The sequence below is a fragment of the Kribbella sp. NPDC004138 genome, assembly GCF_053603655.1.
In genome coordinates this window covers 1-11,803 of sequence record NZ_JBSGFZ010000046.1, presented here as the reverse complement: position 1 = coordinate 11,803, position 11,803 = coordinate 1, and the positions used below count along the sequence as shown (strand labels likewise).

General features: G+C 69.3%; 11 protein-coding genes and 1 pseudogene. 6 read left to right on the top strand and 6 right to left on the bottom strand.

Features of this window, described 5'->3' with window-relative positions:
- The first annotated feature begins 102 nt into the window (after nucleotides 1–102).
- Entirely contained in the window at nucleotides 103–837 is a 735-nt protein-coding gene (locus ACWEOO_RS40650) for a pseudouridine synthase (protein ID WP_452147598.1), read from the top strand.
- 15 nt (nucleotides 838–852) lie between these two features.
- Here the strand turns inward: ACWEOO_RS40650 and ACWEOO_RS40645 are convergent, their stop codons facing one another.
- From ACWEOO_RS40645 to ACWEOO_RS40630, 4 genes are all read right to left on the bottom strand, one after another.
- Nucleotides 853–1,764, bottom strand: a complete 912-nt coding sequence (locus ACWEOO_RS40645; RefSeq protein ID WP_452147597.1) for a hypothetical protein — start codon at nucleotides 1,762–1,764, stop codon at nucleotides 853–855.
- 2 nt (nucleotides 1,765–1,766) lie between these two features.
- Nucleotides 1,767–2,669 carry a hypothetical protein gene (locus tag ACWEOO_RS40640; RefSeq protein ID WP_452147596.1) on the bottom strand — a complete coding sequence of 301 codons (903 nt, stop codon included), beginning with the start codon at nucleotides 2,667–2,669 and terminating at the stop codon, nucleotides 1,767–1,769.
- Nucleotides 2,670–2,692: 23 nt separating this feature from the next.
- Nucleotides 2,693–3,817: an alpha/beta hydrolase gene (locus tag ACWEOO_RS40635; RefSeq protein ID WP_452147595.1), complete on the bottom strand. Its 1,125-nt coding sequence runs from the start codon at nucleotides 3,815–3,817 to the stop codon at nucleotides 2,693–2,695.
- 93 nt (nucleotides 3,818–3,910) lie between these two features.
- Nucleotides 3,911–4,813, bottom strand: a complete 903-nt coding sequence (locus ACWEOO_RS40630; RefSeq protein ID WP_452147594.1) for a hypothetical protein — start codon at nucleotides 4,811–4,813, stop codon at nucleotides 3,911–3,913.
- A gap of 132 nt (nucleotides 4,814–4,945) precedes the next feature.
- Here ACWEOO_RS40630 and pafA point away from each other — a divergent pair, with 132 nt between their 5' ends.
- From pafA to ACWEOO_RS40615, 3 genes are all read left to right on the top strand, one after another.
- Nucleotides 4,946–6,307 (top strand): Pup--protein ligase, encoded by a 1,362-nt coding sequence (gene pafA / locus ACWEOO_RS40625; protein WP_344202029.1) that lies wholly within the window; start codon nucleotides 4,946–4,948, stop codon nucleotides 6,305–6,307.
- A gap of 51 nt (nucleotides 6,308–6,358) precedes the next feature.
- Entirely contained in the window at nucleotides 6,359–7,627 is a 1,269-nt protein-coding gene (locus ACWEOO_RS40620; RefSeq protein WP_452147593.1) for a GNAT family N-acetyltransferase, read from the top strand.
- Nucleotides 7,628–7,783: 156 nt separating this feature from the next.
- On the top strand, nucleotides 7,784–8,749 hold the full coding sequence (locus ACWEOO_RS40615) for an FKBP-type peptidyl-prolyl cis-trans isomerase (protein ID WP_452147592.1): 966 nt from the start codon (nucleotides 7,784–7,786) through the stop codon (nucleotides 8,747–8,749).
- Nucleotides 8,750–8,805: 56 nt separating this feature from the next.
- On the opposite strand, the gene ACWEOO_RS40610 is transcribed toward ACWEOO_RS40615, so the two are convergent.
- Both ACWEOO_RS40610 and ACWEOO_RS40605 read right to left on the bottom strand, forming a co-directional pair.
- Nucleotides 8,806–9,303 (bottom strand): hypothetical protein, encoded by a 498-nt coding sequence (locus tag ACWEOO_RS40610; RefSeq protein ID WP_452147591.1) that lies wholly within the window; start codon nucleotides 9,301–9,303, stop codon nucleotides 8,806–8,808.
- A 32-nt stretch (nucleotides 9,304–9,335) separates the two neighbouring features.
- Nucleotides 9,336–10,436 carry a DUF3866 family protein gene (locus tag ACWEOO_RS40605; protein WP_452147590.1) on the bottom strand — a complete coding sequence of 367 codons (1,101 nt, stop codon included), beginning with the start codon at nucleotides 10,434–10,436 and terminating at the stop codon, nucleotides 9,336–9,338.
- Nucleotides 10,437–10,523: 87 nt separating this feature from the next.
- Between ACWEOO_RS40605 and ACWEOO_RS40600 the strand changes: the two genes are divergently transcribed.
- Together ACWEOO_RS40600 and ACWEOO_RS40595 are read left to right on the top strand one after the other, a co-directional pair.
- Complete coding sequence (locus ACWEOO_RS40600; RefSeq protein WP_363715453.1) at nucleotides 10,524–11,480, top strand: helix-turn-helix transcriptional regulator; 957 nt, start codon at nucleotides 10,524–10,526, stop codon at nucleotides 11,478–11,480.
- Nucleotides 11,477–11,803: pseudogene (locus tag ACWEOO_RS40595) on the top strand (WYL domain-containing protein); the annotation flags it as partial. The gene ACWEOO_RS40600 and the pseudogene ACWEOO_RS40595, both read left to right, overlap by 4 nt.

Genomic DNA, 11,803 nt, shown 5'->3' with positions numbered 1-11,803 from the left:
TGGTGTCGGGCGGTACGGCGGTTGGGGCGGCGGGCGAGGGTGCCGGCGAGGCCGGCGAGGCGGGCTTGGATGTTGGTGGGCGTGTGGAGGGTGGGGTTCGGGATGGGGGATGAGGGTGGGGTTCGGCTGCAGAAGGTTTTGGCTCGGGCGGGGGTGGCTTCGCGGCGTAGTGCGGAGATCTTGATCGAGGAGGGGCGGGTCGAGGTCGACGGGCGGGTGGTGACGGAGTTCGGGGTGCGGGTGGATCCGGAGACGGCTGTCATCCGGGTGGACGGGGCGCGGATCCCGCCGGTGAGCGCGAACGTTTACCTGGTGCTCAACAAGCCTCGTGGTGTCGTGACCACGATGTCGGACCCGCAGGGGCGGCCGTGTATCACGGACTTCGTGCACGACCGGCCGGAGCGGCTGTTCCATATCGGGCGGCTCGACACCGACACCGAAGGGCTGTTGCTGCTCACGAATCACGGTGAGTTCGCGCACCGGCTCGCGCATCCGTCGTACGAGGTCTCGAAGACGTATGTCGCCGAGGTCGAGGGCAACGTCAAACCCGGCGTCCTGCGCAGGCTTCTGGACGGTGTCGAGCTCGAGGACGGACCTGCCCGCGCGGACACGGTGAAGATCGTCTCGACGGTGCCCGGCCGGACCCTCGTGGAGATGTCGCTCCACGAGGGCCGCAACCGGATCGTGCGGCGGATGTTCGACGCGGTCGGTCACCCGGTGAAGCGGCTGACCCGGACCGCGATCGGCCCGGTTCGCCGGGGCAACCTGCACACCGGCGAGCTCCGCGAGCTGGACTCGAAGGAACTCGGCCAGCTCCTCGACCTCGTCGACCTGTGATCGGTCGCCGGACAGTCATTCGCCGGACAGCTGCTCGCTCTCTTCGTCGTCCTCGAAACGCCGCGCCTGCGCCGCCTCGCTGAACGTCCGCGGCACCTTCCCGAGCGCCCTGATCACCGTCGACTCCCCGTTGGCGTGCCCGAACTCGTACAGGTAGGGCGCCCCGGTCTCCTTGTCCACACCCAGCACGATCGTCTTGAGACCGCAGCCGTTCGCGACCAGCGACTCGAATCCCTGCCAGGTCGAACGCCGGACCACCTTCACCACCGGCTGACCCGAGACGGGGATCCGGATGGTGTAGAGCGCCCCGTTCCGGGTGTTGGCGAGGAACGTGTCGTACGTCGCCGTCTGGCTGATCAGCGCCATCGTCTTGACCGCGCTGAAGCCGGTGTACGTCGCCTTCCGGCTGAATGCCGTCCCGTCGACGTTCCAGCGCACGATGGTGTCGCCGAGGACGGCGTACGCGTTGTGCCGGACGAGAGTGGTGCCGCGGTTGAACCGTGAGCTCTCCAGGTAGCGGACCTCACCCCAGCCGCCGCCGATCAGGGTCCGCTGCACCGAGGCGGGATCGACGTCGCCGTAGAAGTCGTTCACCTTGTACGTCAGCAGGTACAGGCTGGTGCCCAGTACGACGTACTGCCGGCGGGACTCGCCGTGCTGCTCGGCGTTCATCTGTGTGCCGAGCCCACTGGTCAGACGAACCTGGTCGTCCGGTAGCAGGTCCTTGCCGCCCCAGCTGCTGGGGCTGGCACCAGGCGGCACCACTCCGTACAGACCGCGCAGGATCAGGTCGCCGCCGCTCGTCGTCGAGGCGAGCGACATCTGGCAGAACGGCACCTCACGAGCGGCCGCCGAGGCAGGTGCTGCCTGGACCAGGGCACCGGCCGCCATGACGAGGCCGAGAACCCCTGCTGCGCGTTTCACCATGTTCACTCTCCGTAGAGCAGGACGCCGGCTTCAGGCGCGCTGGGATAGGAACGGAAGTACGCCTTGTCCTCCGGCCCGGCGAGTTGGTCGCCCACTCTGCCCAGGCCGTTGATGACGGTGGCGGCCCCGTTAGCGTGGCTGACGGCGTACAGGTAGCCGCGGCGGGTGTCCTTGTCGATGCCCAGCAGCAGCGTGCTCTGGTTGCCGCACTTCTCGGCGATCAGCGTCTCGAACGTCTGCCAGGTCGACGTCCGCACCTTCTTCACCACCGGTGCGCCGCTGAACGGGATCCGGATCGTGTACAGCGCGCCGGCGCGCGTGTTGGCCAGGAACGTGTCGTACGTCGCCGTCTGGCTGATCAGCGTCATCGTCTTGACCGCGGAGTACCCGCCGTACGTCGTCTTGGCGCGCCAGGCGGACCCCTCCACGGACCAGCGCGTGATGACGCCTCCCTCCAACGCATAGGCGTGGGACGTCGACTTCTCCACGTAGCTCTGGTGGATCCAGCCGCCGCCGACCCTCGTCGTCTGGTACGACTCCGGGTCCAGCTCACCCGTGGTCACGTCGGTGACGTACCGGTACCGGTAGAGCTCGGTGCCCATCACCACGTACCCGCTCCGCGCCATGCCCGACGGCGGATCCGGCTCCCAGCCTGACGTGGTCGCGAGGCGCACCCGGTCCACCGGGAACAACGCCTTCGGCCCGACGCTCGGCGGCGCCGCCGTGACCGGTGCGGTCGCGGTGATCCGCTGAAACTTGAGGTCACCCTGCACGGTCGCCGTGCCGAGCGTCATCGAGCAGGCCGCGCTTGCCTGCTCAGCAGCCGCCTGTGCCGGTCCCGGCACCAGCGCCGCCGCCGTCATCGCCGCGCCCAGCGCACCCGCGGCGATCCGAGTTCTGGTCATCCAGCCCCCTTCGAGGAGTCGTGTCACTCACTCGATGCCGAGGATGCCGGAAAGGTTAGGGATCGGTCGAAGAACTCGCGGACGAGCCGTCGTACGGCGGGAACAGCGCAGCGGGACGCACCGACCAGCTTGGCCCGCGCGGCGGCCGTCATCAGGCCGGCGGCTTCCAGTTGCGGGGCGAAAGCGGCGTAGTCCGTCCAGATCCAGTGGTTCGCGTCGGACAGTTGCACCCGGCGTACTGGACCGCCATGGGAGAGGACAGCTGACCAGGTGCGGTCGAAACGCTCGTCCCGGAAGCCGTCGGTCCCGGCCAGCAGTAACGGCTTCCGGGTGCCGTGTGCTGCGATCGGGTAGAGCTCGCCGTCCAGTGTGTCCAGGTAGCCCTCCAAGTTGGCAGCGGCTCGGACCTGTGGCTGCTCAAGCGACACAGCGGCGGTCGCACCGCCGGCGGAGTGGCCGTAGACGCCGACGCGGTGCGGGGCGATCGACGGGTGCAGCTCTGTCAGGTGTTCGAGCACGAATCGCAGGTCCGCGAACCGCGTGTCCATCATGAGTCGCGACTGCACCGGGTCGGTCTGCACGTCCGGACTGATCTCGATGACCCGCAGCCGCCCGTCCGGGAACACCACCTCGCTCGCCTCACCAGGGTGGTCGAGGGTCAGGACCACGTACCCGTGGCTGGCCAGGTCCTCGGCGAGCGAGGTGCCGATGGTGCGCGGGTCCGCACCGCCCGGGCTGTAGACCAGCGTGGGGCGCCGGCCGGGCAGAGCGGGCGCGTCGACGTACGAGTGGGTCAGTGTGGCGCCCCAGCTCACGCCGCTTGTCGGCAGCTCCGGATGCAGGACGCCGGCGTCCAGGGTCTTGAAGACCTCTGCGGCGGCCGGGGCGAGCTGTGGTGCGCGTTGGTACCCCTGTACGGCGCGTGCGGGATAGAAGACCGTCAGCGCGAGCTCTCGGGTCGGCGCGCCGTTCCACGGGTCGGAGCGGTGCGGGTCGGTCAGTGTGCGCGTCGTCGTACCGACAGGCCAGGGGCCGGTAGGAGCCGGCAGACGCAGTGTCAGGTCGGTCGCGGCGTTCGCCGTCTGCAGCGGAACAAGCGCGGAGGCGGCGGTGGCCGCGGAAGCGGTGAGGAAGGTTCGTCGTCTCATGTCGGCGACGCTGTCAGAGGCACCAGCCGCCGGTCAGCTGATGAGGAGGGATCTCCACCCGGAGTTACAGCTCCGGGTGGAGATCCGTCGAGGTCATGCGCCGGCGAGGATCGTGCCTGTGGTGTAGAAGCGGAAGTACGAGTCCGTGGCCGGGAAAGTGGTCGGCACCTTGCCCAGGCCCTTGATGACGGTGGCCGTGCCGTTGGCGTGGCCGACGGCGTACAAGTAGCCGGCGCCGGTCTCCTTGTCGATGCCGAGCAGCAGCGTCCCGTAGTTGCCGCACTTCTCGGCGATCAATGTCTCGAAGCCCTGCCAGGTCGAGGTGCGGATCTTGGTCACGACCGGCTTGCCGGAGCCCGTGGGCACCTGCACGGTGTAGAGCGCGCCGCCGTTCGTGGTGGCCAGGAAGGTGTCGTAGGTCCGCCCCTGCCCGATCAGCACCATCGTCTTGACCGACTTGAAGCCGCCGAAGGTCGTGTAGTACTTCCAGCCGCCCGGTGTCACCGTCCAGCGGGCGATGAGGCCGTCGGTGAACTGCTGGATCAGCGAGTAGACGTTCGAGCGGCCGGGGTACTGGCTGGCTTCAACGTACTTGTGCAGTTCGTCCCAGCCGCCGCCGACCATGGTGTTGTGGAGGGTGCCCGGCACGATCGAGACCCCCGTGCCGTCCGTGATGTAGCTGGTGCCGTACATCCGCGGACCGAGCGCTACCAGGCCGGTGCGCTCCTCACCGGCCGGTACGACGAGTTCGGTGCGTACGGCGGTCGGCAGGTGGGCCTGGCCGTCGGGATAGAGGTTCATGGGGCCGAGCTGGCGGACACTGGCGGAGGGTGCCGCGGTAATGGTCTGGGAGGTGTGGTCACCACCGGGGGTGACCGAGCCGAGCCGTAGCGAACAGGCTGCGGCGGCGGCGGCCGGTGCCGCATCGGCAGGTGTGGCCGCAAACCCAGCGGCCAGCAGCGCTCCCGCGGCGAGCATTCGCCCGTATTTGATCATCTGAAACCCTTTCGTCAGTGGTCACGATGCGGGCGGACGCCTCATTGTTGCGGGCATCAAAGGGATAACGCCGGAGCACGGCGCGCCTGAGACACCCCCCGGTTGTCGGAGGTGCGCCGTAGTGTGGGTGATGTGAACCGGCGAATCTTCGGTCTGGAGAACGAGTACGGCGTCACCTGTACGTTCCGCGGGCAGCGGCGACTGACCCCGGACGAGGTGGCGCGGTATCTGTTTCGGCGGGTCGTGTCCTGGGGGCGGAGCAGCAACGTCTTCCTCCGCAACGGGGCCCGGCTCTACCTCGACGTGGGCTCGCACCCGGAGTACGCGACCGGTGAGTGCGACTCGGTCACCGACCTGATCGCGCACGACAAGGCCGGTGAGCGGATCCTCGAGGGACTGCTGGTGGACGCCCAGAAGCGGCTGCACGACGAGGGCATCTTCGGCGACGTCTACCTGTTCAAGAACAACACCGACTCGGCCGGCAACAGCTACGGCTGCCACGAGAACTACCTGGTCAGCAGGCACGGCGACTTCGCCAAGCTGGCCGACGTGCTGATCCCGTTCCTGGTCACCCGGCAGCTGATCTGCGGCGCGGGAAAGGTGCTGCAGACGCCGCGCGGCGCGGTCTACAGCGTCAGCCAGCGCGCCGAGCACATCTGGGAGGGTGTGTCGAGCGCGACCACCCGGTCCCGGCCGATCATCAACACCCGCGACGAGCCGCACGCCGACGCCGAGCGGTTCCGCCGGCTGCACGTGATCGTCGGCGACTCGAACATGTCCGAGACCACGATGCTGCTGAAGGTGGCCAGCACCGACCTGGTGCTGCGGATGATCGAGGCCGGCATCGTGATGCGCGACCTGACGCTGGACAACCCGATCCGGGCGATCCGCGAGATCAGCCACGACATGACCGGTCGCCGCGAGGTGCGGCTGGCGAACGGCCGTGAGGCGAGCGCCCTCGACATCCAGACGGAGTACCTGACGAAGGCGCGCGACTTCGTCGACCGGCGTGAGCTGGGGACGCCGGCCGTCGAGCGGGCGCTGTCGCTGTGGGAGCGGACGCTGAAGGCGATCGAGTCCGGCGACCTGTCCGGGATCGAGCGTGAGATCGACTGGGTGATCAAGTACCGGCTGATCGAGCGCTACCGCTCGCAGAACAATCTCGGCCTGGCCAGCCCGCGCGTGGCGCAGCTCGACCTGGCGTACCACGACATCCACCGCCCCCGCGGGCTGTACTACCTGCTCGAGCGCAAGGGCGCGGTCACCCGGGTCGTCGACGACCTGCGGGTCTTCGAGGCGAAGTCGGTGCCGCCGCAGACCACGCGGGCGCGGCTGCGCGGTGAGTTCATCAAGCGCGCCCAGGAGCGCCGCCGGGACTTCACCGTCGACTGGGTGCACCTGAAGCTCAACGACCAGGCCCAGCGCACGGTCCTCTGCAAGGACCCCTTCAAGTCGCACGACGAGAGGGTCGAGAAGCTCATCGCGAGCATGTAGCGCCTCGCTAAATGGAGTGCTCGGTCGCCGTGCCTTGCTTAGAAAGAGCGCATGGCGATCGAGATCCGGCCGGTCAGAGCGGCTGAGACCAAGGAATATCTGCGCGTCCTGCCGTACGTGAACGGCTTCCCGCAGGAGGAGCCCGAGCCCTCGGCCTGGTACGCCGGTAGCGCGGCGTGGCCTCCGCAGGTTCCGCGGACCGAGCAGCAACTGGAGCAGGACGCAGCTGAGCTGCTGACGGACTGGTTCCGGCCGCAGGCAGCGTTCGTCGACGGCAAGATCGCGGGCGGTTCGGCCATCGTGTCGGTCGAGGTGACCGTGCCCGGCGGGCGCCAGGTAACCCTTGGCGGCGTCACCTCGACGGCCGTGCTTCCGACGTACCGCAGGCGTGGGCTGCTGCGGCAGATCATGGGCGCGATGCTCGACGACTGCCGGGAGCGCGGTGAGTTCCTGGCCGGGCTGAGTGCGAGCGAGGGGACGATCTACGGGCGGTACGGGTTCTCGCCGGCGACGTTCCAGCATCGCTGGGAGGTACGGCGTACCGACGTGGCGTTCCGCGACGACTTCACTGACACGGGGTCGCTCGATCTGGTCGACAGCGCCGAGGCGGGCGTGGTGTGGCCGGTGCTGCACGAACAGGTCCGGGCAGTGCGGGTGGGAGAGATCAGCCCGCTGCCAGGTAAATGGCAGAACCTGGCTGCCCTGCCGGCCGACGGATCCGGACCGGCGCATCACCTGGTGCACCGCGATACGACAGGTGCTGTCGACGATGCCGCGATCTTCCGGCTGCCCTGGTCGCCGGATCCGGCGCTGGCCGGCGTACTGCAGGTGGAGGCATTCGAGGCCCTGACACCTGACGCGTACCGGGCGCTCTGGGCGTTGCTGCTGGACTTCGACCTCACCAAGCGCGTGGTGGCCGCGCGGCGCCCGGTCGACGAGCCCCTGCGGTGGATGCTGACCAATCTGCGTGCACTGAAGCTGACCCGGACCCGCGACAACCTCTGGCTGCGCATCCTCGACGTACGGCGTGCTCTCCAGGCCCGCACCTATGCAGCGACCGACGTACTCGTACTGGAGGTCCACGGCCACGGCCGCTGGCGACTGGACGCAGCACCCGACGGAGCTGCATGCACTGCGACAGACGCCGACGTAGACGTCAGTCTGACCGTGAACGAGTTGGGCTCGCTGTACCTCGGCGGGGTGCGTGCCAGCGAGCTGATGTACGCCGGTCGCGTTGTGGAGCGCACAGCCGGCGCGGTCTCGCGACTGGACGCACTGCTACGCCAAGATCGCGCCCCGCACAACGCGGTCGGTTTCTGAGGCCTGTCGCTGTGTCTGTCACTGTGTGTGGTGTGACGTAACGGTGACGCGGGCAGCCGGCCACGTGGTTGAGTGCGCAGGCTAGGGTGGTCCGCGTCGTTGACCGGAGGCAAGCGGCGCACTACGAGCGCCGGGATGGTTCGAGGTGCTGGTTTCGTGCGCAAGTTGTTGAGTCTCGTCGTGGTCGCGGCGCTGGGGGCGTCCCTGGCGGCCTGTGGTTCCGACAAGAAGGACGAGTTCGGGGCTGCCGGTATCAAGGTGACCGCCGACTTCGGGCAGAAGCCGACCATCACCCACCGCGACGGCGAACCGGACAAGACCCTGGTGACCGAGGTCCTCAAGGAGGGCGACGGTCCCGAGGTCAAGAAGGGGGAGCTGCTCACCGCGAACTACATCGGCCAGATCTGGCGCGACGGCAAGGTCTTCGACAACTCCTACGACCGCGGCGCCCCGTCGTCGTTCCCGATCGGCGTCGGCGGTGTCATCACCGGCTGGGACGAGGGCCTGGTCGGCAAGAAGATCGGCAGCCGGGTGCTGCTGTCGATCCCGTCCGACAAGGGCTACAAGTCGCAGGGCAACGAGCAGGCGGGGATCAAGGGCGACGACACGCTGATCTTCGTCGTCGACCTGGTCGGCGCGGCCGCCAACGACACCGCGCTCAACGCGGACCCGGTCACCCCGTCGACGCCGACCAAGATCAAGGTCTCCGGCCCGCTGAACGCCGCCCCGACGGTGACGGTCCCGGCCGGCACCAAGCCGCCGGCGAAGCCGGGCAAGCCGGTCGTGTTCGCGCAGGGCAAGGGCAAGCCGATCGCGAAGGGCGACCAGCTGATCGGCCGGTTCGTCATCTACGACTACGCCGGCAAGAAGCAGGCCAGCACCTGGGACGCCCAGCCGGCCACCGCGCAGAGTCCGGCCCAGCCCGCCGCTCCCACCGACCAGCTCCCGACCGTCGGCGGCGCCCAGGCCGGACCGCTCGACGGCTTCATCGGGATCCCGGTCGGCAGCCGCGTCCTGGTCGAGCTCCCGGCGTCCAAGGACCAGGCCGGCAAGGTCGTCAACGCGTTCGCGGTCATCGACGTCCTGAACGCCTTCCCGGCCCCCAAGCAGACCGGGCAGTAACAGCATCGTCACCGAAGGACCGGCCTCCCGCCACGGGACGCCGGTCCTTCGGCGTTTCAGCGGGTCCGGCGGACCGGGCGGCCGCTGAACCAGCGGTTCGCGTCGGCCTGGAAGCTGAGCACGATCGCGCTGATCACGGCAGTGAGGTGAACGCACCGGATCGCGGCGAACGCGACGAAGGACGCGGACCACTCGATCGCACCGAAGTCGCCGTCCCGGAGGAACCAGCCGATCGGACCGACGACCAGCGAGGCGACCCCGACCGTGCCCAGCAGGCCGGTGAGCAACCAGCGGGACCAGCGGACGCCGGGGCGGAAGTAGCGGTCGATGACCACGAACAGACCGCCGTACACGAGCGCGCGGAAGGCGATCTGGACGAACAGGCCGAGGACCGGGGAGCCGTCGGCGATCGCGCCGAGGACACCGAGGACCGACTCGGCGACACCGGCGCCGACGGCCGTGAACCACAGGGCAGTCGCCCCGCGAACCGCCAGCGGCGGCTCCGGCCGGGCGACAGGTCGAAGCGCAGGAGCGCGGTGCTGGGTGCTGTTCATACCAACTACTGTCGCGGCGCGAGCCCCTCAGATCAGGAGTACTGCGACCCCACTCCAGGTGGAGGTACGTCCACCAGACCGGCTGCGTGGCGGCCCGCTGCCGCGGCAGCCTCGAAGTACGCGCGGTCCTGGTCCAGCGACCGGCCCATCGTCGACAGCTTCACCGGCGCGGCCTGGAGCGCGTCGTACAGGCCGTCGACTCCTACGCGCACCACCCGGTGCCGAGCCTTCAACGGCTCGGCCGCGTCCCGTACGGCGTCGCCGAAGTCGCCGGGGAGATCAGGTACGACGACATCGGCCGGCTGGAGTGCCACGCGGCCGTACGCCGTGAGGCTGTGGTGCGAGATGCCACGGTGACGGGGACGCGGGTCCGCCTCGGAGATCCGCAGCGAGGCGACAGCCCGGCCGCCCAGTGTGCCGATCGCGTTCACCGCCTCGCCCGACTGCACCCCGGAGAACCCCCAGCGCGTCCCGGTGCCCAAGTTGCCCGGGCCTTGCGTGATGACCACCAGTTCGGCCGCCAGGACCTGCACGGCCGTCAACAGCCCGGTGTGGACGGTTACCGCTTCACGGTCCCCGCCGTACGCCTGGCCGACCGTCACTGTCCCGCTGAGCCACCCGGCGTCCCGCAGGGTCGCAACACTCCGCGAGAACGCCAGCGGCAGTGCACCGCCGTCTGTCATCACATAGACCACACGCGTGGTCGGCCGTGCCTCGTACACACCCGCGAGCACGGCCGGGAGCGCCGAGTGCAGGTCAGCGACCACTACCGGCGTACCGAAGAGGTCGTCCGCGTCCCGCAGTACGTCGTGGTCGGGGGAGTCCTGCTCGTCGGCGCCCAGCACCATCGCCTGCAGCGGCGTGTACCGCGCCTTCACCAGATGCCCGCGCTCGGGAGGGTCCTCCGGCAGCCGGTCCGGTACGGCGACCACCAGGGCGTAGCCACCCGTGCCGAGGCCGCGATCGAGCGCGCTCACGTTGAGCAGCACGCGGTCACCGGCCACCGGCGTACCGACCAGGTCCGGATAGGCCAGCGCGCGCACAGGCTGTTCGCCGACCATCACTGTCAGTTCCAGCGCACCCGCCCAGCTCCGCCCGGCCTGCGCCACCACACCGTCCCGCCACCGAATCACAGCCCGACACTAGCGGGTCGAACCGGTGTTCGAAGTTTCGGTGCGAAATGGCGGGTTTTGGCCGCCCGGAGGCCGTAAGGTGGTCGGGTGTCGGCGCGGAAGAGTGAGCGACTGCTCAACGTGGTCATCTGCCTCCTGGTCGCGCGCACCTATGTGACCAAGGAGCGGATCCGCGAGGCCGTCGAGGGGTACGCGGGGCAGACCGACGACGCCTTCGAGAAGATGTTCGAGCGCGACAAGGACGAGCTGCGCGATCTCGGCATCCCGATCGAGATGGGCACCATCGACAAGTTCTTCTCCGACGACGTCGGCTACCGGATCCGCCGGGACGTCTTCGAGCTGCCCGAGGTGCACCTGGAGCCGGACGAGGCCGCCGTCCTGGGTGTCGCGGCCAGGGTGTGGCAGCACGCCGGCCTGTCCGAGGCGACCACGTCGGCGGTGCTGAAGCTGAAGGCGGCCGGGATCCAGACCGACCAGTCCGCGCTCAGCGCGATCGAGCCGCACGTCGGCGCGTCGGAGCCGGCCTTCGACCCGCTGTGGACCGCTGTGGTGGCGCGGCAGGCGGTGCGGTTCCAGCACCTGCGCAGCGGTGCCTCGGAGCCGACCACGCGCACCCTCGAGCCGTGGGGCATCGTGTCCTGGCACGGCCGCTGGTACGTCGTGGGCCGCGACCGGGACCGCGAGGCGACCCGGATGTTCCGGCTGTCGCGGATCGGCGGGGACGTGAAGACGGTGGGAGAGCCGGGCGCGTTCACGGTGCCGGAGGGGACGGACCTGCGGTCGCTGGTGACCGAGCTGGCCCCGCCGCGGCCGACCTCGGAAGCGAAGGTGCGGGCGCGGACCGGTTCGTGTGTCAGCCTGCGCCGCCGCGCGAACGCCATCGAGCCGTACGAGGAGGGCTGGGACCTGCTGCACGTTCCGTACGCCGACTCGTCGGTCCTGGCCGAGGAGATCGCGTCGTACGGACCTGACGCGGTCGTGGAAGGCCCTGGCGACGTCCTGGATGGTGTTCTGTGGCGGCTGCGGACGGTGGCGGGCGTATGAGTAACGCGCGTGACCAGGTGCAGCGCCTGCTGGCCCTCGTGCCGTACCTGCGGGAGAACGACGGCGCCCGCGTCGACGACGTCGCCAAGGAGTTCGGCGTCCGCCCGAAGCAGATCATCGCGGACCTGAAGGTGCTGTGGTTCTGCGGGCTGCCGGGCGCGCAGATGGGCGACCTGATCGAGATCGACATCGAGGCCGCCGAGGGCGACGGCGTCATCCACATCAACAACGCGGACTACCTGGCGCGGCCGCTGCGGCTGGCCGCGGCGGAGGCGCTCGCGCTGCTGACCGCGTTGCGGACGCTGCGCGAGGTGACCGCCGGC

Coding starts and splice junctions, on each gene's coding strand:
- ACWEOO_RS40620 (WP_452147593.1), top strand. CDS start 6,359: ATGGCGATCGAGATCCGGCCGGTCAGAGCGGCTGAGACCAAGGAATAT.
- ACWEOO_RS40640 (WP_452147596.1), bottom strand. CDS start 2,669: ATGACCAGAACTCGGATCGCCGCGGGTGCGCTGGGCGCGGCGATGACG.
- ACWEOO_RS40645 (WP_452147597.1), bottom strand. CDS start 1,764: ATGGTGAAACGCGCAGCAGGGGTTCTCGGCCTCGTCATGGCGGCCGGT.
- ACWEOO_RS40610 (WP_452147591.1), bottom strand. CDS start 9,303: ATGAACAGCACCCAGCACCGCGCTCCTGCGCTTCGACCTGTCGCCCGG.
- ACWEOO_RS40630 (WP_452147594.1), bottom strand. CDS start 4,813: ATGATCAAATACGGGCGAATGCTCGCCGCGGGAGCGCTGCTGGCCGCT.
- ACWEOO_RS40635 (WP_452147595.1), bottom strand. CDS start 3,817: ATGAGACGACGAACCTTCCTCACCGCTTCCGCGGCCACCGCCGCCTCC.
- ACWEOO_RS40650 (WP_452147598.1), top strand. CDS start 103: ATGGGGGATGAGGGTGGGGTTCGGCTGCAGAAGGTTTTGGCTCGGGCG.